Annotated in this window: 22 protein-coding genes and 1 other RNA gene; 19 read left to right on the forward strand and 4 right to left on the reverse strand. The window is 63.0% G+C overall.

The window, feature by feature from the left end:
* The 3 genes from LHFGNBLO_RS19225 to LHFGNBLO_RS19235 form a co-directional block, all read right to left on the reverse strand.
* On the reverse strand, window positions 1-666 hold the full coding sequence (locus LHFGNBLO_RS19225; RefSeq protein WP_258600797.1) for a class I SAM-dependent methyltransferase: 666 nt from the start codon (window positions 664-666) through the stop codon (window positions 1-3).
* A complete protein-coding gene (locus LHFGNBLO_RS19230) occupies window positions 663-1,907 on the reverse strand; it encodes a DUF3419 family protein (protein ID WP_258600798.1) in 1,245 nt (414 codons plus the stop codon). Before LHFGNBLO_RS19230 ends, LHFGNBLO_RS19225 begins: the two co-directional genes overlap by 4 nt.
* Before the next feature lie 82 nt (window positions 1,908-1,989).
* A complete protein-coding gene (locus tag LHFGNBLO_RS19235; protein WP_258600799.1) occupies window positions 1,990-5,865 on the reverse strand; it encodes a hydantoinase B/oxoprolinase family protein in 3,876 nt (1,291 codons plus the stop codon).
* Window positions 5,866-6,045: 180 nt separating this feature from the next.
* On the opposite strand from LHFGNBLO_RS19235, the gene LHFGNBLO_RS19240 reads away from it, so the two are divergent.
* From LHFGNBLO_RS19240 to LHFGNBLO_RS19270, 7 genes are all read left to right on the forward strand, one after another.
* Window positions 6,046-6,246 (forward strand): hypothetical protein, encoded by a 201-nt coding sequence (locus LHFGNBLO_RS19240; protein WP_258600800.1) that lies wholly within the window; start codon window positions 6,046-6,048, stop codon window positions 6,244-6,246.
* A 225-nt stretch (window positions 6,247-6,471) separates the two neighbouring features.
* Window positions 6,472-7,191 carry a J domain-containing protein gene (locus tag LHFGNBLO_RS19245; protein WP_258600802.1) on the forward strand — a complete coding sequence of 240 codons (720 nt, stop codon included), beginning with the start codon at window positions 6,472-6,474 and terminating at the stop codon, window positions 7,189-7,191.
* A complete protein-coding gene (locus LHFGNBLO_RS19250; protein ID WP_258600803.1) occupies window positions 7,188-7,955 on the forward strand; it encodes an N-acetylmuramoyl-L-alanine amidase in 768 nt (255 codons plus the stop codon). The genes LHFGNBLO_RS19245 and LHFGNBLO_RS19250 overlap by 4 nt, the downstream gene beginning before the upstream one ends.
* 185 nt (window positions 7,956-8,140) lie before the next feature.
* A complete protein-coding gene (locus tag LHFGNBLO_RS19255; protein WP_258600804.1) occupies window positions 8,141-8,866 on the forward strand; it encodes a lytic transglycosylase domain-containing protein in 726 nt (241 codons plus the stop codon).
* A gap of 50 nt (window positions 8,867-8,916) precedes the next feature.
* An RNA gene (gene rnpB, locus LHFGNBLO_RS19260) (RNase P RNA component class A) lies at window positions 8,917-9,339 on the forward strand.
* A gap of 186 nt (window positions 9,340-9,525) precedes the next feature.
* Window positions 9,526-9,801, forward strand: a complete 276-nt coding sequence (locus tag LHFGNBLO_RS19265) for a type II toxin-antitoxin system ParD family antitoxin (RefSeq protein WP_258600806.1) — start codon at window positions 9,526-9,528, stop codon at window positions 9,799-9,801.
* Complete coding sequence (locus tag LHFGNBLO_RS19270; protein ID WP_319944170.1) at window positions 9,798-10,091, forward strand: type II toxin-antitoxin system RelE/ParE family toxin; 294 nt, start codon at window positions 9,798-9,800, stop codon at window positions 10,089-10,091. Before LHFGNBLO_RS19265 ends, LHFGNBLO_RS19270 begins: the two co-directional genes overlap by 4 nt.
* Window positions 10,092-10,107: 16 nt before the next feature.
* On the opposite strand, the gene LHFGNBLO_RS19275 is transcribed toward LHFGNBLO_RS19270, so the two are convergent.
* On the reverse strand, window positions 10,108-11,223 hold the full coding sequence (locus LHFGNBLO_RS19275; protein WP_258600807.1) for a cystathionine gamma-lyase: 1,116 nt from the start codon (window positions 11,221-11,223) through the stop codon (window positions 10,108-10,110).
* 409 nt (window positions 11,224-11,632) lie between these two features.
* Here LHFGNBLO_RS19275 and mraZ point away from each other — a divergent pair, with 409 nt between their 5' ends.
* Genes mraZ through murB form a run of 12 tightly spaced genes read left to right on the forward strand, consistent with a single transcriptional unit; the run spans window position 11,633 to window position 25,348 of the window.
* On the forward strand, window positions 11,633-12,091 hold the full coding sequence (gene mraZ, locus LHFGNBLO_RS19280) for a division/cell wall cluster transcriptional repressor MraZ (protein ID WP_258600808.1): 459 nt from the start codon (window positions 11,633-11,635) through the stop codon (window positions 12,089-12,091).
* Window positions 12,088-13,104 carry a 16S rRNA (cytosine(1402)-N(4))-methyltransferase RsmH gene (rsmH, locus tag LHFGNBLO_RS19285; protein WP_258600809.1) on the forward strand — a complete coding sequence of 339 codons (1,017 nt, stop codon included), beginning with the start codon at window positions 12,088-12,090 and terminating at the stop codon, window positions 13,102-13,104. Before mraZ ends, rsmH begins: the two co-directional genes overlap by 4 nt.
* A gap of 4 nt (window positions 13,105-13,108) precedes the next feature.
* Window positions 13,109-13,504, forward strand: a complete 396-nt coding sequence (locus LHFGNBLO_RS19290; RefSeq protein ID WP_258600810.1) for a hypothetical protein — start codon at window positions 13,109-13,111, stop codon at window positions 13,502-13,504.
* 32 nt (window positions 13,505-13,536) lie between these two features.
* Window positions 13,537-15,246: a peptidoglycan D,D-transpeptidase FtsI family protein gene (locus tag LHFGNBLO_RS19295; RefSeq protein ID WP_258600811.1), complete on the forward strand. Its 1,710-nt coding sequence runs from the start codon at window positions 13,537-13,539 to the stop codon at window positions 15,244-15,246.
* Window positions 15,247-15,300: 54 nt separating this feature from the next.
* Window positions 15,301-16,755 carry a UDP-N-acetylmuramoyl-L-alanyl-D-glutamate--2,6-diaminopimelate ligase gene (locus LHFGNBLO_RS19300; protein WP_258600812.1) on the forward strand — a complete coding sequence of 485 codons (1,455 nt, stop codon included), beginning with the start codon at window positions 15,301-15,303 and terminating at the stop codon, window positions 16,753-16,755.
* Window positions 16,752-18,185: a UDP-N-acetylmuramoylalanyl-D-glutamyl-2,6-diaminopimelate--D-alanyl-D-alanine ligase gene (locus LHFGNBLO_RS19305; protein WP_258600813.1), complete on the forward strand. Its 1,434-nt coding sequence runs from the start codon at window positions 16,752-16,754 to the stop codon at window positions 18,183-18,185. Before LHFGNBLO_RS19300 ends, LHFGNBLO_RS19305 begins: the two co-directional genes overlap by 4 nt.
* A gap of 26 nt (window positions 18,186-18,211) precedes the next feature.
* Window positions 18,212-19,294 carry a phospho-N-acetylmuramoyl-pentapeptide-transferase gene (mraY, locus tag LHFGNBLO_RS19310; protein ID WP_258600814.1) on the forward strand — a complete coding sequence of 361 codons (1,083 nt, stop codon included), beginning with the start codon at window positions 18,212-18,214 and terminating at the stop codon, window positions 19,292-19,294.
* An 8-nt stretch (window positions 19,295-19,302) separates the two neighbouring features.
* A complete protein-coding gene (gene murD / locus LHFGNBLO_RS19315) occupies window positions 19,303-20,703 on the forward strand; it encodes a UDP-N-acetylmuramoyl-L-alanine--D-glutamate ligase (protein ID WP_258600816.1) in 1,401 nt (466 codons plus the stop codon).
* Window positions 20,703-21,854 (forward strand): putative lipid II flippase FtsW, encoded by a 1,152-nt coding sequence (gene ftsW / locus LHFGNBLO_RS19320; protein WP_258600818.1) that lies wholly within the window; start codon window positions 20,703-20,705, stop codon window positions 21,852-21,854. Before murD ends, ftsW begins: the two co-directional genes overlap by 1 nt.
* Window position 21,855: 1 nt before the next feature.
* On the forward strand, window positions 21,856-22,983 hold the full coding sequence (murG, locus tag LHFGNBLO_RS19325; protein WP_258600820.1) for an undecaprenyldiphospho-muramoylpentapeptide beta-N-acetylglucosaminyltransferase: 1,128 nt from the start codon (window positions 21,856-21,858) through the stop codon (window positions 22,981-22,983).
* Complete coding sequence (gene murC, locus LHFGNBLO_RS19330) at window positions 22,980-24,386, forward strand: UDP-N-acetylmuramate--L-alanine ligase (protein ID WP_258600822.1); 1,407 nt, start codon at window positions 22,980-22,982, stop codon at window positions 24,384-24,386. The genes murG and murC overlap by 4 nt, the downstream gene beginning before the upstream one ends.
* Window positions 24,383-25,348, forward strand: coding sequence for a UDP-N-acetylmuramate dehydrogenase (gene murB / locus LHFGNBLO_RS19335; protein ID WP_258600824.1), 966 nt, complete (start codon window positions 24,383-24,385; stop codon window positions 25,346-25,348). Before murC ends, murB begins: the two co-directional genes overlap by 4 nt.
* Window positions 25,349-25,523 lie beyond the last annotated feature (175 nt).

Here is a 25,523-nt window from a genome sequence, read left to right on the forward strand (position 1 = left end):
CTATTTGCGGGGCTCGACCACAGCGAGCCACGCATAGCCGCGATAAAGTGTGCGGAAACGGAAGGTTGCGCCGATTCGCCGAGAATCCGATTCCAGAACTTCGCGCAGAGATTCACGCGGCGCGACATGGAATTTCCTGAGCCAGCCACGAAGCAGAGCCCGGAACCAGCGCGGCAGGCCTTCCTGCTGGCCGAAATCGACGACATGCAGGGAGCCGCCGGGTGCAAGCGCGGCGAGTGCCGCCGCAACCGTCTTCTCCCAGTTGGGGATCATCGACAGCGAATACGAGACGAAAATGCGGTCGAAACTTTCCATGCCAAACAGCGCCTTGGCATCGAAATCGGTGGCGTCGCCGCGCGCCAACGTGACGCGGCCGGACAGGCCGTCGCGGGCGATGGCGGCTGTGGCCGTCTCCAGCATCTCGGCCGAAATGTCGAGGCCGAAGAAGTGGGCGTCGGGATAGCGGCGGGCGGCAAGGACGATGTTGCGGCCGGTGCCGCAGCCGAGTTCCAGCACCGTGCCGCCGGCCGGCACAACCAGCCCTGATATCAGCCGGTCACGGCCGAGCAGGTAGTATTTGCGGGTCAGGTCGTAGAAATGGCGCTGCCAGCGGTAGACGCCGTCCATCAGTTCGGCATGGTTGGACGGCATTTCCGTCGTGCTCATGCGCGCTTCACATAGAGGTGGAAGCCGCCATAGATGGCCGAGCGATCGCGGGCCGAATACTCGCGCGATGCCTCGTCCTCGTAGCTCCACTGGTCGAGCAGCGAATGGGAGACGCGACCGGGCAGCAGGCTGGGCTCGGCAGCGGTGCGGAAGATGACGCGGGCGCCGGTGGATGCTGTGCGGGTGATCTCGGACCACAGTGCATTGAGCTGGTCGTCGGTCATCCAGTCCTGTGCGTCGAGCAGGATGAAGCGATCGACGGAACCGGCATCCTTGCCGGCGAGGAATTCGATCAGATTGGCGTGGTGGATGGCGACACGATCGACATTGTTGCGGATCGTCTCGTAGTTGCGCTTCTCCAGATAGGCGGGCAGGGCAGCCTCGCCGGGATTGGGATAGCGGCGGGCAAATGCCTGCCAGGCGAAATAGTTGGCCTTCAAGGGAAAGTCGCAGGCGAGCTTTTCGAGGCGGGCTTTCAGCACGCTGGCCATGGTGCCGTCACCCGAGGTGATCAGCGAATCGTACTGCGCCGGCGGAATGCCGAGGCCAAACAGCGAGGCCTTGCGCGAGGTCGCCCATTTCAGCAGCGGTTTTTCGAAGACCGGCGCCAGCTCCTCGTTGAAGAAGCGGCGCTGGTCGGCCAGATTTTTGGCTCCCATGATCCCTGCGGGATCGACGCCGAAGAACTTGGCCGTGCGGTGGCCCATGGCGATGAACAGGCCGAGCAGGCCAGTCTGGTAGAAATTGCGGTCGAATACGGCGATGCGGCGACGGCCGCGCCAGCTGCGACGCTCCCAGTAGTGACGGCTGACCGGGTCGAGATGCGGCGCGATGAAGCGGTCGTAGGCTTGCGAATTGTGACGGGTCTCGGCAGTGCCGAAGAAGCGGAACAGGTCGCCCTGCGACGGCAAATGGCGCACCGCCTCGAGCTTCATGCGGTTCAGCGCGATGTGGGCGGCGTTGAGATCGACGGCATCGATGCTTTCCGGCGACCGGGTGAGATAGGCGAGGATGTTGCAGCCGCCGGAGGCGATGGTGACGACGCGGTGGCCCTGGCCAAGCTGCATGGCCTCCATGTCGACGTCAGGATCTTCCCAGATCTGCGGATAGACGAGGCCGGAAAACAGGAAGGCGAAGAGCCGCTCGGAGAGGCCAGCCTTCGACAGCGGGCGGTTCTGGTAGACGGCTTTTCCAACTTCCTTGCCGCGGCGAAAAACCAGATCTGCGGAAACGTCCGTCATGGCAAGCTGATTCCCCGTTTGCTTTGGCGCAAGCGGGTAACGCAGCGGTATGACAGGCCGGTGACAGCCTGTTGACGTGAGTTCAGGCCCTGCCGAATCCTCCCGGCGTCGGCGTCGTCAGGATGACGGCCTCACCGGCGTCGAGCACCGTCTGGTCGCAGGCCTTCAGCACGTCGATCGCACCGTTCTTGCGACGGACCTTGGTCGAACCGACTTCGCCGTCACCACCGCCGTCCAGGCCTTGCGGCGGGCGGTTGCGATGCGAGGACAGGATTGCGCATTCCATCTTTTCGAGGAAGCGGATGGTGCGTTTGGTGCCGTCGCCGGCACTCCATCGGCCCTTGCCGCCGGAGCCTTCGCGGATGTGGAAATCCTCGAGCAGGACGGGAAAGCGCAGTTCCAGCACTTCCGGATCGGTGAGACGCGAATTGGTCATGTGCGTATGGACGCCGGAGGTGCCGGCAAAGCCGCGGCCCGAATTCATTTGTCCAGCCGGTGAGCCGGAGCAGATCGTCTCGTAATACTGGTACTGCTTGTTGCCGAAGGTGAGGTTGTTCATCGTGCCTTGCGCGTTGGCCATCGCGCCCATGGCGCCGAACAGCGCGTTGGTGACATGCTGCGAGGTCTCGACATTGCCGGCGACCACTGCCGCCGGATAGGCCGGCTTCAGCATGCAGCCATCGGGGATAATGATGTTGATGGGCCGCAGACACCCGGCATTCATCGGGATCATGTCCTCGACCATGACGCGGAAGACATAGAGCACGGCTGCGCGGGCGACCGGCTCGGGCGCGTTGAAATTGTTCTTCATGACCGGTGATGTGCCGGTGAAGTCGACCGTCGCTTCGCGCTTTTGCCGGTCGACTGATATCTTCACCTTGATGACTTGGCCGGTGTCGGTTGGATACTCGTATTCAGAACTGTCGGGCAGGCGCTCCAGCACGCGCCGCACGCTCTCGGCCGCGTTGTCCTGGACATGGCCCATATAGGCTTCGACCACGCCGAGGCCGAAATGCGCGACCATCTTGCGCAGCTCGGCTACGCCCTTCTCATTGGCGGCGATCTGCGCCTTGAGGTCGGCGATGTTCTGGTGCGGGTTGCGTGCCGGCCAGCGATGGTCGGTGAGCAGCGTGTGCAGTTCCTTCTCGCGGAACCGGCCGCGATCGACGATGCGGAAATTGTCGAAGAGAACGCCTTCCTCATCGACCGTGGTGGCGAGCGGCGTCATCGAACCGGGCGCCGTGCCGCCGATGTCGGCATGGTGGCCGCGCGAGGCAACCCAGAAGATTATCTCCTCCCCCCTTGAGGGGGAGGTGGCGGCGGAGCCGCCGGAGGGGGTCGTTGCGGCAGTGCTCGACGTTCTTGCGGTGCCTTCTGAGAGGACCCCACCCGGCCGCTGCGCGGCCACCCTCCCCTCAAGGGGGAGGGAAAACACGGGCGTGACGACGGTTATGTCTGGCAGATGCGTGCCGCCATTGTAAGGCGCGTTGAGGGCAAAGACGTCGCCGGGATGGATGTCACCGGAGTTCAGCCGGATGATGGTCTCGACCGAACGGTCCATCGAGCCGAGATGCACCGGCATATGCGGGGCGTTGGCGACCAGCGCGCCGGTGCGGTCGAAGACGGCACACGAGAAATCCAGCCGCTCCTTGATGTTGACCGAATAGGCGGTGTTCTGCAGCGTCACGCCCATCTGTTCGGCAATCGACATGAAGAGATTGTTGAAGACTTCCAGCATCACCGGATCGGCCTTGGTGCCCAGCGCCGCCTGCCGTTGCTTCTCCTCGATGCGGCGGAGGAGCACATGGTTCTTGGCGGTGATCTCGGCCTGCCAGCCGAGCTCGACGACAATGGTCTGATTACGCTCGATTATCAAAGCAGGGCCGGCGACCTTGTGTCCGGGCCTGAGCGCTTCGCGGCGGAAGATGTCGGCGTCGCACCAGACGCCGTCGGAAAAGATTTTTCTCACCTGGGAAAGGTTTGCAGCGATGTCTTCAAGATCTGAATCGCTTTCGTCACGACCGGTGCCACCGGTATCGGTGCCCTCGACGCCGACGGATTCGACAATCATCGGCTTGTCCTCATAGACGAAGCCGAATTGCGCCTTGTGGGCCGTTTCGAAATCGCGCCTGGCCTGTGAAATCGAGCCATGCCCGAAATTCACCGGCAGGGCGGTGTCGGTGCCGTCGTAGCGGATCTGCAGCACCGGTTTCGAGGCAATAGCGTCCTCGGCGATGCCTTGCGCTGCGAGTTCCCCGATGACGGACTTTCGCAGGCTCGCGATGAGATCGTCGATTGCCGGCCTGGAGTCGTCGGTGAGAGGTTTCAGCAGCGCCTGCTGGCGCGAGGCAAAAACCGAGGACAGTCCGATGCCATAGGCCGAAAGCAGGCCGGAGAAGGGGTGGATCAATACCGCCTCCATGCCGAGCGCATCGGCAACGAGGCAGGCGTGCTGGCCGCCGGCGCCACCGAAGCAATTGAGCAGATATTCGGTGACGTCATAGCCGCGCTGGACGGAAATCTTCTTGATGGCGTTGGCCATGTTTTCGACAGCGATGGTGACGAAACCTTCGGCGACCGCCTCCGGCGTCCGGTCATCGCCGATTTCGGCGGCGAGCGCGGTGAATTTTTCGCGCACGGTGTCCACGTCGAGCGGCTCGTTCTGGCCGGGCCCGAAAATGGCCGGGAAGAAATCCGGCTGCAGCTTGCCCAGCATGACATTGGCGTCGGTGACAGCCAGCGGGCCGCCACGCCGGTAGGCGGTCGGGCCGGGATTGGCGCCTGCGGAATCAGGGCCGGCGCGGAAGCGGCCGGCCTCGTAGTGCAGGATCGAACCACCGCCGGCGGCAACGGTGTGGATGCGCATCATCGGTGCGCGGATGCGCACGCCGGCGACCTCGGTGTCGAAGGCGCGCTCGTACTCACCGTCATAGTGCGCGACGTCGGTCGAGGTGCCGCCCATGTCGAAGCCGATGACCTTTTCGAAGCCGGCCAGCTTCGCCGTCTCGACCATGCCGACGACGCCGCCCGCGGGGCCGGACAGAAGCGCGTCCTTGCCCTGGAACATGTCAGCGGCGGTGAGGCCGCCGGACGACATCATGAACATGAGGCGAGGGGATTCCCTCCCTCTTGAGGGGAGGGTGGCGGCGAAGCCGCCGGGTGGGGTCGTCTCGGCGGTGCTCGACGCTCTTTTAGGCCCCGTGCCGCCTTGGGCGACCCCCTCTGTCGACTTCTCCGACATCTCCCCCTCGAGGGGGGAGAAAACACCCAATTCCCTAGCCACCCTTTGTACATACCTCGACAGGATCGGCGACAGATAGGCGTCGACCACGGTGGTGTCGCCGCGGCCGACCAGCTTGATCAGCGGCGAGACCTCGTGGCTGACCGAGACCTGTGAAAAACCGAGTTTCCTGCAGACCTTTGCAACCGCCTTCTCGTGGTCTGGATATTTCCACGCATGCATGAAGACGATGGCGACGGCATCGATGCCATCGGCCTTGGCCTGCTCGATCGCCGGCCGGCAGGCTGCGATGTCGAGCAGGCGTTCAACGCTGCCGTCGGCCCGCACGCGCTCGTCGATCTCGATGACGCGTTCATAGAGCTGTTCGGGAAGAATGATCTCCTTGGCGAAGATGTCGGGTCGCGCCTGGTAGGCGATCTTCAGCGCATCGCGAAAACCCCTGGTGATGAGCAGCAGCACGCGATCGCCCTTGCGCTCGAGCAGCGCGTTGGTGGCAACCGTCGTGCCCATCTTTATGTCGCCGATCAGGCCGGATGGGATGGCGGCGCCGGGTTTCAATCCGAGCAAGTCGCGAATGCCCTGGATGGCGGCGTCGGCATAGGCTTCGGGGTTCTCCGACAGGAGTTTTCTTGGATGCAACTCGCCTTCCGGATCACGGCCGATCACATCGGTGAAAGTGCCGCCGCGGTCGATCCAGAAATCCCATTTTGCGGTCATGCGGCATGTTCTCGGCAGTTTCATCGATACAATCTGTTAGTTCGCAATGGTTTGGCCGGCAACAGCCAAGCGCTTGATGTTACATGCGGAAACGCAACGTTACGAAACTCATGGCCATCTGAAGCATTTTCTCTTCGACCGCTCACGGAAACGAGAGCGTTTTTTAGAAGGAGAGATATCATGAAGAAACTCATTCTCGCGTCGGTTTCGGCGCTTGCCCTGCTCGGCGTAGCAGCCTGCAGTGACAGTGGCACGGACAACACCACCACAGAGAGCACTAATCCGCCGGCAACCGAACAGCCAATGCAGCCGGCGGCGCCTGATGCTACCAAGCCTGCCGAGCCGGCTCCGGCAACGCCAGCTCCTGCCCCTGCGCAGTAGTTTTGTGACTAGTTGAGTTTATGTGATGAGCAAGGAAGGCCGGCTTCAAGCCGGCCTTTCTGCGTCATGACACCTTCTTGGCTGCGTTCTGCTGGTTTCCATGAGTACGCGAGCTGAAGCCACATCAGGCTTCCCGCAAAGGCGATTGTACCCAATTGGTTGTGCCAGGACCTGCGGCACTGTCTTCGCTTGATAGCGATGGTCGGTTGGCCCTAATAGGTGTTGATGTCGATTTGGGATCGCCTCGGCGAGTTCATCGTGCGCGTTTCGTCTTCAGCGTCGTCGGGTGTCGCCGACGTCGTCGAGGCCGTGCGCACAGTTTTCTCCGGCGATGCCGATCTGCGCCGGCGCGTTGCCTTCTCGGTGGCGATGATCGCGCTGTCGGCCAAGATGGCCAAGGCCGATGGCATCGTCACCCAGGATGAGGTGCGCGCCTTCCAGGAAATTTTCGATGTGCCGAAGGAGCAGCGGCGCAATGTGGCACGGCTCTACGACCTGGCCAAACGCGATGTTGCCGGGTTCGAGACCTATGCCGCGCGGATGGCGCAGCTTTGCGGCTCGGGCCATTCGAACTGCGCGATGTTGGAAGACATACTCGACGGCCTGTTCCACATTGCCAAGGCTGACGGGCTGATCCACGAGCACGAAGGCCTGTTCCTGCATCGCATCGCCGAAATATTCCGTATCGAAGAGGCGCATTACCAGAGCATCCTGGCGCGACACGTCAACCTCGGCGCGGGGGATCCCTATGTCGTGCTCGGCATCGAGCGCGGCAAGTCTTTCGAAGAGGTCCGCAAGCGTTACCGCAAGCTGGTCTCGGACAACCATCCGGACCGGCTGATCGCGCGCGGCCTGCCGCAGGAGTTCATCAAGATCGCAACGACCAGGCTCGCGGCGATCAATACGGCCTATGAGATGATCGAGCGAGGCCTGCGGCACGCATGAGCGGCTTCCTGCCTGACGAGCCGAACGCCGAGGTAAGGGTATCGCCGAATTTTGGGCCGCGGCGCGAGACGCTCAAGCCCGACATGATCGTGCTGCACTATACGGGTATGGCGACAGGCACTGGTGCCGAGGCATGGCTCTGCGATCCGGCCAGCGAGGTCTCGGCGCACTATCTCGTCCACGAGGACGGTCGCATCATCCAGATGGTCAGGGAAAGCGACCGTGCTTGGCATGCCGGCAATAGTTCCTGGTTCGGACGCACGGACATCAACTCCTGTTCGGTTGGCATCGAGATCGTCAATCCGGGACATACGCTCGGCTATCCCGGCTTTCCCCGACGACAGATCGATGCGGTGACCGCTTTGTGCTCGGGGATCATCAGGCGTCATTCCATTCCGGCCCAACGGGTGCTTGCCCATTCCGACGTGGCTCCGGGCCGCAAGATCGATCCAGGCGAGAAATTCCCGTGGAAGACCCTTTTTGCTGCCGGTGTCGGTCATCTCGTCATGGCAGCGCCGATCAGGCGTAGCGCTGTGCTGAAGGTCGGCGATGCGGGTACCGAAGTCGAGGCGCTGCAGTCGATGCTGGCGCTCTACGGTTATGACGTGGAGATATCAGGCGCTTTCGACCGGCAGACCGAAATCGTGGTCGAGGCGTTTCAACGCCATTTCCGGCCGCGCCTGGTCGACGGCGTGGCCGACGGATCGACAATCCGGACGCTGCAAAGGCTGCTGGCTTCCGTCAGGACAGCTTTGTCCAAATAGTCTTTTCCAGGTCGTCAAATTACAATCTGTCACTCAAAGTGACTTGCCGCGCCTTCTTTGATGCCAATTCGACCGTCAAAGGCAGTCCGTGCAAGTTATCGGACCTCCATCCTCCCAGATGTCCCGATATTGATTAGGCGTTGCTGCGTGAAGATCTTCACGCGGTTCAGACAGAACAGGATCACATGCAGAAATTGACCGTTGTAACGGCAGCTGTTGCTGCCGGCGTAATGACTTTTGCCATCGGCGCGGCGAATAGCGCGCCGTTAAGCCAGAGGGCAGACCAGGGTTTCATCGTCGCACCCGCCAAAGCCGCCATGCCGAAAGCGGCCCATGGTGCAAAGGCGAATGGTGCAAAGGTAAAGAGAACCGCCACCGCAAAAGCGGAAAAGGCAGCTGCCGTAAAAAAGAAGAAGCCGACTTCAAGGCATACCAAACGCAACAGGAAAACCGTCGATCTGACGACAACGGCGTCGATCGGTCCGAAGAACGCAGCGATATCGATATCGCAGGCAGCCAGCGGCAGCGGGCAGTATTCTGCGATCGTCGCGCGTTATGCCGCAATGTACGGGGTGCCGGTCTCGCTCGCCAACGCCGTCATCAAGATCGAAAGCAACTATCAGCCGAATGAGGTCGGCGGCGCCGGCGAGATCGGCCTGATGCAGATCAAGCCGGCGACAGCGCGGATGATGGGCTACAGCGGCTCGGTCAAGGGCTTGTTCAATCCCGACACCAACATCAGATATGGCATGAAATACCTTGCCATGGCGCGGGACCTCGGTGGCGGCACGACCTGTGGCACAATCCTGAAATACAATGCCGGCCACGCCGCCAAGCGGATGAACCCGGTGTCCGCCGCCTATTGCGGCAAGGTCAAGGTGCAGATGGCCGCGCTTGGATCGCCGGCATAACCCTGTTTTTTTGTTTGCGTTTTCAGGCGTGAACCCCTTTATACGCCTTGCCAGCTGGCCGGGCGGCCGCACCCGCGAAGCCGAAAGGCTGCGGGTGAGGAAAGTCCGGGCTCCATGGAGACACGGTGCCGGTTAATGGCCGGCGGGGGCGACCCCAGGGAAAGTGCCACAGAAAGCAAACCGCCACGGCATCCGGCGTCCGCAAGGCCGCCGGGATCCGAGGCAAGGGTGAAAGGGTGGGGTAAGAGCCCACCGCGCGACTGGCGACAGGAGCGGCACGGTAAACCCCACCGGGAGCAAGACCGAATAGGGACGGTGCGAGGGGAAACCTTCGAGGGCTGTTTCCGGCTCACCGTCCGGGTAGGTTGCGTGAGGTCGCATGGCAACATGCGCCCAAGATGAATGGCCGCCACGTTCTCGCGCCGCAAGGGGCGAGGGCCATACAGAACCCGGCTTACAGGCCAGCTGGCAATTTTCTTCCCCGATGACATGCTGAAATCTCTCGATATCAGCATGTTGCGCCTTCGGGCGCGCCTGTCGGGTCAGGAGCCTTCGAAAATGAATCAGCTCTGTCGAATGCGCCAAGGAAACTACGGCCGTTCTTGAAGTTGGTGCGATTAAATCGTACCATAGACAAATGGACAGCGTCGGAGCTTATCATGGGCCATGTCGACAAACGCAGCATCACGCTTTCGCCGGAACTGGCGGCAGCGGTCGACGGTGTGGTGGCAGCCGGCGAATACGCATCTGTCAGTGAAGTGATCCGCGATGCGCTCAGGCAGTGGAAGGACCGGCGCGACCTGCTGGGCTATACGGTCGAGGAGTTGCGCAAACTGGTGCAAGAGGGGATTGAGAGCGGGCCAGGACGGTTTGCCTCGATCGATGACATCAAGGCTGAGGCCCGCAGGCGCTTGAAATCCAACAACGCAGCATGAATCTGCTGCCGATCATCCGATCCCCGCAAGCAGAAGACGATTTGATCGCGATCTGGCTGCATGTCGCGCAGGACAATGAGGCTGCAGCGGATCGTCTGATCGATAGGATCGACAATCGCTGCCAACAACTCGCAACTTTTCCTTTCTCCGGCGCACCCCGCGACGAAATCATGCCCGGTGTCCGCCATCTGGTCGTCGGCGAATATCTCACCCTCTATCGTGTCGGCGAAGATGCGATCGAATCATTCGCGTGCTGCATGGCCGGCGCAAGATCGAAGCCGACGACGTGAATTCCTGATCGATCCGTTAGGTGCTTATGCCGTCGAGCGACGCTTCGATCGCCTGCCAAAGCTCTTCCACTGGCTCGCAACCGATCGACAGGCGAACGAAGCCGGGCGCAACCGCATCTCCTCTTTTCGAGCGCCGTTCGGCCGAGGTATGGACGCCGCCGAAGGACGTCGCGGCTTGCATCAACGCGCAGCTGTTGATGAAATCCTCGGCCTTGTCCTCAGAGGCGAGCTCGAAGGAGATGAGAAAGCCGAAGCGCTCCATCTGCGCGCGGGCGAGATTGTGCGATGGGTCGCTCTCCAGACCGGGAAAGCGCAAGCCGTTGACCGCGCGATGGTCTTTCAGCCGCCGCGCAATCACCTCCGCCGAGGAGCACATGCGGTCGAAACGCACGTCCAGTGTCTCGAGGCCACGATGCACCAGCCACGCCTCGAACGGCCCGGGAATGGCGCCTGACGTCTCGCGCCAGTCGGTCACGGCAGTGATGATGTCCGCATTGCGGCTGGCGACATGGCCGAACAACACATCGGAATGGCCGTTGGGCGCCTTGGTGTCGGCGGCAATGACGATATCGGCGCCGAGATCGAGCGGGCGCTGGCCGAACGGTGTCATTGTCGTGTTGTCGACGACAAGGATCGCGCCTGCGCCGTGAGCGGCTTCGGCCACTGCCGCGATGTCGCAGATGTCCAATCCCGGATTGGCGGGGGTTTCGACGAAGGCCAGGCGATAGCCCTCGAAGCCGCCGTCGAGGAAGCTCGATGTCGGCCGGACATCGTAGCCGACACCGAACGGCTTGAGGAAGCGCTCCGCCAGCGCCCTTGTGGTGTGGTAACCGTCGGAAGGCAGCAGGATACGATCGCCGGCCTTGAGCAATCCAAAAAACACTGCCGAGATCGCGGCCATCCCGGAGGGGAAGGCGACGCAGGGTGCGTCTTCCAGATGCGCCAGCATGTGTTCGACCGCGTCCCAGGTCGGATTGCTGAAGCGGCCGTATTGATCAAAGCCGGTAGCGTCGCCAGGCGCGTGAAAAATCGCCGCCATGGTTAGGGGCAACGGAATTGGATCGCCCTTGGCAAGTCTGTCGCGACGCAGATGGGGAAGTGCTGCGGCGCGTGACGTTGCTGTTTCGGACATCGATTTCAAACCTCGTTTCTGGTCGGGAAAATACGGGCCGACGCTATGCCGGGCGGCGATCCGCAGCAAGCGGCGTCCGGTTGGGCCACACGGGCTCTAAACGCTTCGTTAGGCTTAATGGAGGATAAAGACGGGAGTGCCGTCAAAGCTGCTCTCACCGGTTGTGGCGCGTGCGTTTGTGAAGCCTGTTCCCGTTGACGCCCATAGTGCCCCATGATATCCCATTCCGATACCAAAGCCTTCGTTCCGCGTCAGGGTGAAGCGTACGCCAATCGGGCAGCCGCGGCGGCTGTACGTTTGCGGGGTTTCGCCTCTGCGAATGAAGCGAGTTTTCGGCAGGGGCCGCGCTGCGGCGGCGCGGGCGACAAGATGGAAAGGGGTGCGGCGGCGGAAGCGGCTGTAACGCGTAATGGACCGGTTTCTGTCAAACGCAGTGAACAGGATCGATGCGAAGGGGCGGGTCTCCGTTCCGGCGCATTTCCGCGCGGTTGTGCAGAAACGCGGCTATTCGGAACTCTATGCGCTGCGCTGCCTGGATGTCCCGGCGATGGATGTCGGCGGGCTGGACCTGCTCGACCGCTACGAGCAACGCATCGCACTGGAAGATCCCTTTTTGCAGACGGCGGACGACATGTCGTTCTTCTGTCATGGCGACGGAACCTTCCTGAAGCTCGATCAGGACGGTCGCGTCACGATGAGCGATTTCATCCGCGAGCACACCGGCATTTCAGCGGAAGTGGCTTTTGTCGGCCGCGGCAATTTCTTTCAGATCTGGGAACCGCGACAGCTTGCCGCTTATGGAGCGCAAGCACGCGCCCGGCTTTTGCAACTTCGGCAGGGGACGAAGCCTGGGGAGCGGCCGGAATGATGGCGGGTCACGGCGATGATCTTCACGCCGCTGGCGGACCGGCCCGTCACATTCCGGTCCTCCTTGCAGAAGTGCTGGAGGCGCTTTCACCAAAAACCGGTGACGTGATCATCGACGGCACGTTCGGCGCCGGCGGCTACACCAAAGCCATCCTGGCAATCGGCGCTTCGGTCGTGGCCATCGACCGTGATCCCGACGCCATCGCGGCTGGACGATTCCTCGAGCAGCAATCGGGCGGCAGGCTGAAGCTTGTCCAAGCGCCGTTCTCGACGCTGGACGAGCATGTCGAGAGCGCCGACGGGGTGGTGCTCGATATCGGCGTCTCCTCGATGCAGATCGACCAAGCGGAGCGTGGGTTCTCGTTTCGCACCGACGGGCCTCTCGACATGCGCATGGCGCAGGCCGGCCTCAGTGCCGCCGATGTCGTCAACGGCTTCAAAATGGGCGACCTTGCCCGCATCTTCGGCTTCCTGGGTGAAGAGCGCCATGCCGGCCGTATCGCCCGCATGATCGAGAGCCGCCGCGAGAAACATCCGTTCGAGCGCACGCTCGACCTCGCCGATGCCATCGAGACGCATATCGGCCGTGCGCCCAAGGGCAAGATCCATCCGGCAACCCGCGTCTTCCAGGCGCTGCGCATTTTCGTCAACGATGAATTGGGCGAACTCGCCAAAGCGCTGTTTGCGGCCGAGCGCGCGCTGAAGCCGGGCGGGCGGCTTGCCGTGGTAACATTCCATTCGCTGGAAGACCGCATCGTCAAGCGCTTCATCGCCGATCGCGCCGATGCCGCGACCGGCTCGCGGCACATGCCCGAAGCGCAGGCGCGTATGGCGACCTTCAGCAAGGCTGGCAGCGGCGTGACGCCTGATGACGCCGAGATTTCAGCCAATCCGCGGGCGCGCTCGGCAAGACTGCGCGCTGCGATCCGCACCGAGGCGCCGGCGCGCACCAGTGATTTTTCGATTTTCGGCCTTCCAAAGCTTCCCGGCATCGATCGGCCGCGAGAGAGGTGAGCACGTGTTTCGTACCAGCGACATAGTCCTGATCGCCGTCATGGTTTCGGCTGCGGCCCTGACCTACAAGACCAAGCGCGAGGCCGAGGAACAAATGGCGGCGGTGCAGAAGATCCAGGCGAAAATTCGCTACGAGGAGGATACGATCGACCTGCTCAAGGCGGACTGGAGCCTGCTCACCCAGCCGTCGCGCCTGCAAAAGCTCGCTGAAATCTACAAATCTCAGCTCTCGCTCGAGCCGGTCAACGCACGCCAGATTGTCGGGATCGACGACCTGCCGGCAAAACCGGTCAACATCCAGGACCTGTCGTCGCAGCGGCTGGGCGGCATGGCTGACAATTCTGGCAAAGGGCCCTTGGGCGGCAAGGACCCCGTGGTGACCGGAGGCATCGTCCAATGATCGCCAAACTTCCAGTAATAAGCGAACTTCAAATGATCAGCAGATTGCTGAAGCGTCGCGCAAAGCCGGGCGAAGACGGTTCGATCGTGGTCGAAGGCGCGCGCAAGGCGACCGGCGGCAAGGCCAAGACCCGCATCGTCATGACGATGGCGGTGTTCTTCGGCATCTTTTCCACCATTGCCGGGCGGCTGGTCTATCTCGGCCTCCAGAATCCCGACATGTCGGGCGGGCCGCAGAGCCGGGTTACAGCGTCGCGGCCCGACATCGTCGACCGCAACGGCGAAGTGCTGGCGACAGACATCAAGACGGCGTCGCTGTTTGCCGAACCGCGCCGCATAGTCGATGCCGATGAGGCGATCGAAAAACTATCGACGGTGCTGCCCGAGATCGACTACGAGCAGACCTATCACAAGCTGAAGAGCGGCGCCGGCTTCGTCTGGCTGCAGCGGCAGCTGACGCCCAAGCAGCAGGCCGATATCATGCAGCTCGGCGTTCCAGGCTTTGGTTTCCGCACCGAGAAGCGCCGGTTCTATCCGGCCGGTGAAACCTCGTCCTACATCGTCGGCCTCACCAACATCGACAACCAGGGCATCTCCGGCATGGAGAAGTACATCGACGAGCAGGGGTTGAGCGACCTTCAGGCCTCGGGCCTGGCGATCGCCAGGGATTTGAAGCCGGTGCAGCTTTCGATCGATTTGCGTGTCCAGCACATCGTGCGCGACGAGATTGCCACCGGCATGGAAAAATATCATGCCATCGCCGCCGGCGCCGTCGTGCTCAACGTCAAGACCGGTGAGGTGGTGGCGATGGCCTCGGTGCCGGATTTCGACCCCAACAATCCCTACAATGCACAGGACAAGGACCGGCTGAACCGCATGTCGGCCGGTCTCTACGAAATGGGCTCGACCTTCAAGAGCTTCACCACCGCCATGGCGCTCGATTCCGGCAAGGTGACGCTGGAAAGCCGGTTCGACGCTTCGCGCCCGATCAGGATCGGCCACCAGACCATTCACGATTTCCACGGCAAGGGTCGCGTGCTGTCGGTGCCGGAGGTGTTCATCTATTCCTCCAACATCGGTTCGGCCAAGGAAGCCGAAGCGGTGGGCATCGACGGTCATCGCGAATTCCTGCATCGCCTGGGCATCCTCGAGAAGATGCAGACGGAATTGCCGGAGGTTGCCCGCCCGACCGAGCCCAAAGTCTGGAAACAGGTCAATTCGATCACCATCGCCTTTGGCCACGGTGTGTCGACGACGCCGCTGCAGACAGCGGTCGGCTGCGCGGCGCTGATGAACGGCGGCTATCTGATGGATCCGACCTTCCTGCCGCGCACGCAGGAGCAGGCGATGTCGGTGGCCAAGAAGGTGGTCAGCGAGAAGACCGTCGAGGGCATGCGCTACCTCTATGCCCTCAACGCTGAAAAGGGCTCGGGCAGGAACGCCAGGGTTCCGGGCTACCGCGTCGGCGGCAAGACCGGAACGGCGGAGAAGGTCGTCAACGGCCGCTACTCCAAAGACAAGAATTTCAACGCCTTCGTCGCAGCCTTCCCGATGGACGATCCGCAGTACATCGTGCTGACGATCGCCGACGAACCGAAGCCGGAAAAACCCGGAATGGGTGCGACGGCTGCCTCGAATGCGGGTGTCATGGCCGCAAACATTATCCGACGTGCGGCTTCAATGCTTGGCGTGAAGCCAGATTTCAGCCATGAAAATGGTGCAACGCTGGTTTCCTATCAGTGATTCTTAGGGCGCGCCGGCAACTGCGCGCTATTTTGTTACTATGAACGGAACTCGATGAAGCTGAAAGATCTAGCCGGTATCCTGCCTGTCGGGGGAACTGCTTCCTTCGATACGGAAGTTACCGGGATTTCGTCGGATTCCCGCCAGGTAGAACCGGGCGTCGTCTTTTTCGCGCTCGCTGGAACCAAGGCGGATGGCACGACCTATGCCGCCGACGCCGCCAGCCGCGGCGCGGCAGCCATTGTCACGGGCAAGGCCAGCGCCATTGCCGGCCAGCCGGTCCCGGTTCTCGCCGTCGATGACCCGCGCCTGGCGCTGGCGCTGAGTGCTGCCCGCTTCTTCGGCCGGCAGCCGCAAACCATGGTCGCGGTGACCGGAACCAGCGGCAAGACGTCGGTTGCCGCTTTCACCCGCCAGATCTGGGAGCAGGCCGGCTTTGCCGCCGCTTCGATCGGCACGACCGGCGTGGTGGCGCCGGGTCGCAACGAGTATGGCTCGCTGACCACGCCCGACCCGGTGGCGTTGCACAGGCTGCTCAAGGAATTGGCGGATGCCGGGGTCACCCACGCGTCGATGGAAGCATCCAGCCATGGTCTCGACCAGCGGCGCCTCGACGGCGTGAGGCTCGCGGCCGGCGGCTTCACCAATCTCGGCCGCGACCACATGGATTATCATCCAACCGTCGAGGACTACCATCGCGCCAAATTGCGCCTGTTCGATACGCTGCTGCCCAAGGGTGCGCCGGCCGTCATCTTCGCCGACGATCCGTGGTCGGAGCCGACGGTTCATGCGGCGCGGGCGGCGGGCTTGACCGTGCTCACTGTCGGCCGCCATGGCGACTTCCTGCGGCTGAAGCGGGTTGAACACGAGCGGCATCGCCAGCGCGCCGAGGTCGAAGCCGATGGCGTTCTGCACGAGGTCGATCTGCCGCTGGCCGGCGATTTCCAGATAGCGAACGCGCTGGTCTCGGCCGGTCTCGCCATTTCGACTGGAACACCTGCCGCCAAAGCCTTGATGGCATTGGAAAAACTGAAAGGCGCGCCGGGCCGGCTCGATCTCGTCGGTACCACCGCCAATGGCGCGCCGGTCTATGTCGACTACGCTCACAAGCCGGACGCGCTGGAAAATGTGCTCGCCTCGGTGCGTCCATTCACCACGGGCCGAGTCATTGTCGTGTTCGGCTGCGGCGGCGACCGCGACCGGGGCAAGCGACCGATCATGGGCGAGGTCGCGACGCGGCTCGCCGATGTCGTCATCGTCACCGACGACAATCCGCGTTCGGAAGTGCCCGAAACGATCCGCGCCGCCATCCTCGCTGCCGCGCCCGGCGCCATCGAGATCGGCGACCGGCGCCAGGCGATCCACCAGGCGGTGGCCATGCTGCACGCCGGCGACACGCTGATCGTGGCCGGCAAAGGCCATGAGGAAGGCCAGACCATAGGCGACGAGACGTTTCATTTCTCCGATCATGAGGAAGTGCGCTCGGCGCTGCGGGAGCGCGCGGCATGAGTTTCCTGTGGACAGCCGAAGCGCTGGTCGCCGCCATGGACGGACGGCCGCTCGGTCCGATGCCGGAGGGCATATCAGGCATTTCGATCGACAGCCGTAGCCTGCAGCCCGGAGACGCTTTCTTCGCCATCAAGGGCGAGGCGATGGACGGCCATGATTTCGCCACCGCCGCCATCAAGGCCGGCGCCGGCGTGCTGGTCGTCGCCGAGGGCAAGCTGCCGTCGCTCGGGCGGCTGACGGCGCCGATGATCGTCGTACAAGATGTACTTGTGGCGCTGGAAAAGCTCGGCGTTGCCGCCCGCGCGCGCTCAAACGCCAAAATCATCGCGGTGACCGGCTCGGCAGGCAAGACCACCACCAAGGAAGCGCTGCGCCACGTGCTGTCCGCGGTCGGCCAGGTGCATGCGTCGGCCCAGTCGTTCAACAACCACTGGGGCGTGCCGCTGACGCTGGCGCGGATGCCTGCCGATTGCGACTATGCCGTCTTCGAGATCGGCATGAACCATCCGGGTGAAATCCGGCCGCTGGTGAAGATGGTCAGGCCGCATGTCGCCATCGTCACACTGATCGCGGCAGCTCATCTCGGTTTCTTCCGCAATCTGGACGAGATCGCCAAGGCCAAGGCCGAGATTTTCGAAGGGCTTGAGCCCGACGGGGCGGCGTTGCTCAACCGCGACGATCCGCGCTGGAAGCTGCTGGACAAGATGGCGCACGCCGCCGGCGTCGAGCATGTCTTTGGCTTCGGCGAAAACGCACGCTCGACGTTCAAGCTGGTCAAATGCGTGCTGCATGCCGACCATTCGACGATTACCGCCAAGATCGGCGGCGACGAGGTTGTTGCCCGCATTGGCGCGCCCGGCCGCCACATGGTGCAGAATGTGCTGGCGGTGCTGGGTGCCGCACATCTGGTCGGCGCCGACATTGCCAAGGTGGCTTTGGCGCTGGCCGATCTGTCGGCGGAACGCGGCCGTGGCAAGCGCCATGTGCTGCGCCACCCTAGGGGGCCGATCACGCTGATCGACGAAAGCTACAATGCCAACCCGGCGTCGATGGATGCAGCGATGGCGCTGCTCAACGCGACGCCGGTGTCGGGCGAAGGCAGGCGCATCGCCGTGCTCGGCGACATGCTCGAACTCGGCGACCATTCGGCGAAGCTGCATGCCGCCCTTGCCGATCTCATCGTCGGCACCGAGACGCGCACGGTCTTTCTCGGTGGCCCGGAAATGCGAGCACTGGCCGATATCCTGCCTGACGAGATCAAGACGGAGTATCGTGCCGGCGCTGAGGACCTGAAGCCGGTGCTGTTGTCGGCATTGAAGCCCGGCGACGTGGTCATGATCAAATCGTCGAAAGGCATTGGTTTTTCAAAACTGGTCGACGCATTGCTCGGCAAATTTCCGGCGGAAGCCACAACCAGTAAACAGACCTAGGGGTCAGGTCCGGGGGACGGAATCGCATGTTCACATTGCTCGTCGATTTTGCGGACAAGATCTCGGTCTTCAACGTCTTCCGCTACATAACCTTCCGCACCGGCGGGGCGCTGATCACCTCGGCGCTGATCGTCTTCATCTTCGGACCGACCATCATCAATTCGCTGCGGTTGCGGCAAGGCAAGGGCCAGCCGATCCGCGCCGACGGGCCGCAAACCCACTTCAAGAAGGCCGGCACGCCGACCATGGGCGGGCTGATGATCCTGTGCGGCATCGTTGGCTCGTCGCTTTTGTGGGCGAACCTGTCCAGCATCTATGTCTGGGTGGTGCTGCTGGTGACCCTGGGCTTTGGCTCGATCGGCTTCTACGACGACTATCTCAAGGTGACGAAGCAGTCGCATCTCGGCTTTTCCGGCAAGGCGCGGCTGGCGCTCGAATTTGTCATCGCCGGCATCGCCGCCTGGGTGATCATGCATAACGGCCAGGTGCCGTTTTCGTCGTCGCTGACGTTTCCCTTCGCCAAGGAGTTCATCATCAATCTCGGCTGGTTCTTCGTTCCGTTCTCCTGTTTCGTCATCGTCGGCGCCGGCAATGCGGTGAACCTGACCGATGGTCTCGACGGGCTGGCGATCGTGCCGATCATGATTGCGGCGGCGTCCTTCGGCGTCATCGCCTACCTCTCCGGCAACGCGGTGTTCGCCGAATATCTCCAGATTCATTTCGTGCCCGGCACTGGTGAACTGGCAGTTGTGCTGGGCGCAGTGATCGGCGCCGGCCTTGGCTTCCTGTGGTTCAATGCGCCGCCGGCGGCGATCTTCATGGGCGACACCGGCTCGCTGGCGATGGGCGGCCTGATCGGGACGGTCGCGGTGGCGACCAAGCACGAGATCGTGCTGGTCATCGTCGGCGGCCTGTTCGTGGTCGAGATCCTGTCGGTCATCATCCAGGTCGGCTACTTCAAGATGACCGGCAAGCGCGTGTTCCTGATGGCGCCGATCCACCATCATTTCGAAAAGCTTGGCTGGACCGAAAGCCAGGTGGTGATCCGCTTCTGGATCATCGCCGTGATCCTGGCGCTGGTCGGCCTGTCGACCCTCAAACTGAGATAGGGCGCCGCGTGATCCCCGCCGCATCCTTTGCAGGCAAGCGTGTTTCGCTCTTCGGGCTCGGCGGCTCGGGGATCGCCACGGCGCATGCGCTGATCGAAGGCGGGGCCGACGTTCTTGCCTGGGACGACAATCCCGGCAGCGTTGGCAAGGCCGCGGCCCTGGGCATTGCGACCGGCGACCTGCGCGGCGCCGACTGGGCTGGGTTTTCGGCGTTCGTGCTGTCGCCAGGCGTGCCGCTGACGCACCCGAAACCGCACTGGACGGTGGAACTCGCGCGCGGTTCAGGCGTAGAAGTCATTGGCGACATCGAGCTGTTTTGCCGTGAGCGGATCGCACGCGCGCCGACCGCACCCTTCATCGCCATCACCGGCACCAACGGCAAATCGACGACGACAGCGCTGACCTCGCACATTCTGAAATCGGCCGGCCGTGACACGCAGATGGGCGGCAATATCGGCCGCGCCATCATGACGCTCGATCCTCCGGAGCCCGGGCGGCACTATGTCGTCGAATGCTCTTCCTATCAGATCGATCTGGCGCCCTCGATCAACCCGACGGCCGGCATCCTGCTCAATCTGACGCCCGACCATCTCGACCGTCACGGCACCATGCAGCACTACGCCGCGATCAAGGAGCAGCTGGTGGCCGGTAGCGAGACGGCCATTCTCGGCGTCGACGATTCCTGGTGCGCCCAGATCGCCGACCGGCTGGAGCGGGCAGGGCGGCATGTCATCCGCATTTCCAAGCGCTTGCCGCTGACCGACGGTTATTTTGCCGACGGCAGCAATCTGATGGAAGCGGCGAACGGTCGCTACAGCCGGGTTGCCTTTCTCGAAGGCATCGGCTCGCTGCGCGGTCAGCACAATGCGCAGAACGCGCTGGCCGCCGTCGCCGCCTGCCTCAAGGTCGGGCTGGACCTCGGCGAGATCCAGTCGGGACTGGAAAGCTTCCCCGGACTGGCGCACCGCATGGAGCAGGTCGGCCGCAAGGACCACATTCTGTTCGTCAACGATTCCAAGGCGACCAATGCCGATGCAGCGGCACCAGCACTGTCCAGCTTTCCGCGCATCTACTGGATCGCCGGCGGCTTGCCCAAGGAAGGCGGCATCGAGCCGTTGCGCAGCTTCTTCCCGCGCATCGCCAGGGCCTATCTGATCGGCGAGGCAGCCCCCGCGTTCTCGGCGACACTTGGCGAAGCGGTGCCTTACGAAATATCGGGCACGCTGGCCGCCGCGGTCGAGCATGCGGCGCGCGATGCGGCCAGCGACGATAGTGGCGAGGTGGTGGTGCTGCTCTCACCGGCCTGCGCCAGTTTCGACCAGTTCAAGAATTTCGAAGTGCGCGGCGAAGCCTTCAGGCAAGCTGCGAATGCTATCGAAGGCGTGAAACCCATCGGAGGGGCACGATAATGCAAAGTCGTCTCGACAAAAGTCCGGTTGCGACCTGGTGGTGGACGATCGATCGCTGGTTCCTGGCAGCGTTCCTGTCGCTGATGGGGCTCGGCATCGTCTTGTCCTTCGCGGCAAGCCCGGCAGTGGCCGAGCGCATCGGTCTCGACAGTTTCCACTTCGCCACCAGGCAGATCATCTTCACCGTGCCGGCACTCGGCGTGATGCTGGCCGTCTCGTTTCTCGAGTCGCGGCAGATCCGGCGCATGGCGCTGGTCATCCTGTGCATCATGCTCGTGCTGATGGTTGCGGTGCTCTACATCGGCGTCGAGGTGAAAGGGGCGCGGCGCTGGGTGTCGTTTGCCGGCCTGTCGATCCAACCGTCCGAATTCCTCAAGCCGGCCTTCGTCATCGTCTGCGCCTGGCTGTTTGCCGAACACAAGCGCCAGCCCGACATTCCGGGCAATCTGTTCGCCATGCTGCTGCTGGTCCTCGTCATTTCGCTGCTGGTGGCACAGCCCGATCTTGGTCAGACCATGCTGGTGCTTGGCACCTGGGGCGTGATGTTCTTCATGGCTGGATTGCCATGGATGTGGATCATTGCGCTGGGTGCCGCCGGCATCGGCGGCGTGTTTGCCGCTTATACGGTGTTTCCGCACGTCGCCGGCCGCATCGACCGCTTCATGACCGGCGAAGGCGACACCTTCCAGGTCGATATGGGCCGCGAGGCGCTGATCAACGGCGGCTGGTTCGGCGTCGGACCGGGCGAGGGCACCGTCAAGCGGGTCATCCCCGACAGTCATGCCGACTTCGTATTCTCGGTCGCCGGTGAGGAATTCGGACTGATGATGTGCTTCTTCATCATGTCCATCTTCGCCTTCATCGTGCTGCGTGGCCTCAACACAGCGCTGAAGGAACAGGACGATTTCACCCGCTATGCCGTTGGTGGCCTCGTTACGGTCTTTGGTCTGCAGTCGGTCATCAACATGGCCGTCAACCTGCAGCTGATACCGGCCAAGGGCATGACGCTGCCATTCATCTCCTATGGCGGCTCCTCGCAAATCGCCATTGCCATCTCGATGGGCATGGTGCTGGCGCTGACGCGCAAGCGGCCGGAAAAGCGCAAGCAGATGGGCTTTGCCCTGTCGCAACGCGCCATGCCGGCGGAGTGAGATGTCGAGGGGTGTGATCCTTCTGGCAGCTGGCGGAACGGGCGGGCATCTGTTCCCGGCCGAGGCGCTGGCGCATGAGCTCAACGAGCGCGGCTGGAAGGTGCATCTGGCAACCGACGACCGCGCCGAGCGGTTTGCCGGCCACTTCCCGGCCGCCGCTGTCCATCCGATCAAGTCGGCGACCATGGGTTCCAAGAATCCACTGGCGGTCATCGCGGCCTTCTGGAAGATCTGGCGCGGGGTGCGCCAGGCCTCAGCCATCATCGGCAGGATCAAGCCCGATGCCGTCGTCGGCTTCGGCGGCTATCCGACGCTGCCGCCGCTCTATGCGGCGACCCGGCGCAAGGTACCGACGCTGATCCACGAGCAGAACGCGGTGATGGGCCGCGCCAACCGGGCGCTGGCAGCTCGCGTCGATGCGATCGCCGGCGGCTTCCTGCCGGAAGATACGAGTGCGGCAGGCGCCAAGACGGTGATCACCGGCAATCCGGTCAGACCGCAAGTCATGGAGGCGGCGAAGACGCCTTACACCGCGTCGGCCGGGGAGGAGCCGTTCCGGCTTCTGGTGTTTGGTGGCAGCCAGGGCGCGCAGTTCTTTTCCGACGCGGTGCCGGCGGCCATCGGGCTTCTGCCGGAGGCGCAGCGCAAGCGGCTGGTGATTACCCAACAAGCCCGCGCGGACGACGTGGCGCGGGTGAAGGCGGCCTATGCGGCGCTTGGTGTCGACGTACAGGTTTTGCCCTTCTTCACCGACATGGCGGCGCGTATGGCGGCGGCGCATCTGGTGATGTCGCGATCCGGCGCCTCGAGCGTGTCGGAAATCGCAGTCATCGGTCGGCCGGCGCTGCTGGTGCCCTATCCGCACGCGCTCGACCATGACCAGGCGGCCAATGCCGCGGCGCTCGCCGCCGCAGGCGGGGCCGAGGTGCATCAGCAATCCACGCTTTCGCCAGAGCGCATTGCTGCGCTGATCGGCGGACTGATGGAACATCCGGACCGGCTGGCTGCCATGGCCGCAGCCGCCAGATCGGCCGGAAAACCGGACGCGGCGCGGTTGCTCGCCGATCTGACAGAGGCTATTGCGTCCAGGAAAACCGTTTCGGAATTCAGAAAAGGGACGCACGCATGAAGATGCCGCAGACGATCGGCCTTGTGCATTTCATCGGCATTGGCGGCATCGGCATGAGCGGCATCGCCGAGGTGCTGCACAATCTCGGCTACAAGGTGCAAGGCTCCGACCAGTCCGACAGCGCCAATGTGCAGCGGTTGCGCGACAAGGGCATCGAGTGCTTCGTCGGCCACAGGGAAGAAAATCTCGGCGACGCCGAAGTGGTGGTCGTGTCGACCGCGATCAAGAAATCCAATCCGGAGCTCAAGGCCGCGCGCGAAAAGCTGCTGCCGATCGTGCGTCGCGCCGAGATGCTGGCCGAACTGATGCGCTTCCGCCAGGCTGTGGCCATCGGCGGCACGCATGGCAAGACGACGACGACATCGATGGTGGCGACGCTGCTCGAAGCCGGCGGGCTCGACCCGACGGTGATCAATGGCGGCATCATCAATGCCTATGGCACCAACGCCCGCATGGGCGACGGCGAATGGATGGTGGTCGAGGCCGACGAGAGCGACGGCACCTTCCTGAAGCTGCCGGCCGAGATCGCCGTCGTCACCAACATCGACCCCGAGCATCTCGACCACTATGGCAGTTTCGACAAGGTGCGCGAGGCGTTTCGCCAGTTCGTCGAGAACGTGCCGTTCTACGGCTTCGGCGTGATGTGCACCGACCACCCGGAAGTACAGGCGCTGGTCGGCCGCATCGAGGACCGGCGCGTCATCACCTATGGCGAGAACGCCCAGGCCGATGTGCGTTTCACCAACCACCGCATGGCCGGTGCGATCTCTGAATTCGACGTGGTGATCCGTGACCGCAAGGGCCGCGGCCAGACGACAATCGCCGGCTTGCGCCTGCCGATGCCCGGCCGCCACAATGTGGCCAACGCGACGGCGGCGATTGCGGTCGCGCATGAACTCGGCCTGTCGGCCGAGGCGATCAAGAAGGGCCTGTCGTCCTTTGCCGGCGTCAAGCGGCGCTTTACCCATACCGGCTCGTGGAATGGCGTCGATGTGTTCGACGACTATGGTCACCATCCCGTCGAGATCACGGCGGTGCTGAAGGCGGCGCGCAGCGCCACCGAGGGCCGCGTCATCGCCATTGCGCAGCCGCATCGCTTCACCCGGCTTCGTGATCTGTTCGACGAGTTTTCCGTCTGCTTCAACGATGCCGACACGGTGATGGTGGCACCGGTCTATGCCGCCGGCGAAGAGCCGATCGATGGGGTGACATCCGAGGCACTGGTGTCGCGCATTCGTTCCGGCGGCCATCGCGACGCGCGCTACATCGAGGCCGCCGCCGCGATTGCGCCAATTATCCGCGATCTGGCCAAGCCCGGCGATTTCGTCATCTTCCTCGGCGCCGGCAACATAACCCAATGGGCCTATGCGCTGCCCAAGGACCTTGGCGGGACCGTCTCATGATGCGCGGCCAGGCCTTGATCGACGGACTTGGCGATCGGCTCGCCGGCCTGCGCGGCCGTGTCACGCCCAATGCCGAGATGGACAAGATCACCTGGTTCCGTGCTGGCGGGCTTGCCGACGCCTTGTTCCAGCCCGCTGACGAGGACGATCTCGCCGCGTTCCTGAAGGCGGTTCCCGAAGACATCCCGCTGACCTTAGTCGGCGTCGGCTCGAACCTTCTGGTGCGCGACGGCGGCATTCCGGGGTTTGTCATCCGGCTTTCGGCCAAAGGGTTTGGCGAGGCGGAAGTTATTGCGCCGACCACGATCAAGGCAGGTGCTGCCACGCCCGATAAGCGTGTTGCGGCAATTGCCCATGAGGCGGGCATTGGTGGCTTTCATTTCTACCACGGCATTCCGGGTGCCATCGGCGGCGCGCTTCGAATGAACGCCGGCGCCAATGGCGTCGAGACGCGCGAGCGCGTCGTCGAGGTGCGGGCACTCGACCGCAAGGGCAATGTGCACACGCTGAGCAATGCCGACATGGGCTATGCCTACCGCCACTCGGCGGCACCTTCCGGGCTGATCTTCACATCGGTCGTGTTCGAAGGGGTTTTGCAAGACAAGGCGGCGATCAAGGCGGCGATGGATGCCGTCCAGCACCACCGCGAAACCGTGCAGCCGATCCGCGAGAAGACCGGTGGTTCGACCTTCAAGAATCCGGAAGGCACCTCCGCCTGGAAAGAGATCGACAAGGCAGGCTGTCGCGGGCTGATGATCGGCGGTGCGCAGATGTCGCCGATGCATTGCAACTTCATGATCAACACTGGAACCGCGACCGGCTACGACCTCGAATATCTCGGCGAGACGGTCCGCGCGCGCGTGCTCGAAAAATCGGGCATCCGGCTGCAGTGGGAGATCAAGCGCATCGGCAACTTCCGGCCCGGCCATGAGGTTCAGGAATTCCTCGGGCAATTACTTTAGCGCAAGCTGAAGTTCATGTGATGCATGAACTTCAAACGGCCTGAAATACCCCTCCGACCGTTGCTCTAAAGACTCACAACACGCTTTTCTCCATCGTTTTCGCGGAAAGTGAATCCCTCGGAATCGTAAGCACTTGCCAGCGAATCAACTCTCTGATTCTCTGCCCTGAAGCGTT

Source organism: Mesorhizobium sp. AR10 (assembly GCF_024746795.1).
Classification (GTDB): Bacteria; Pseudomonadota; Alphaproteobacteria; order Rhizobiales; family Rhizobiaceae; genus Mesorhizobium.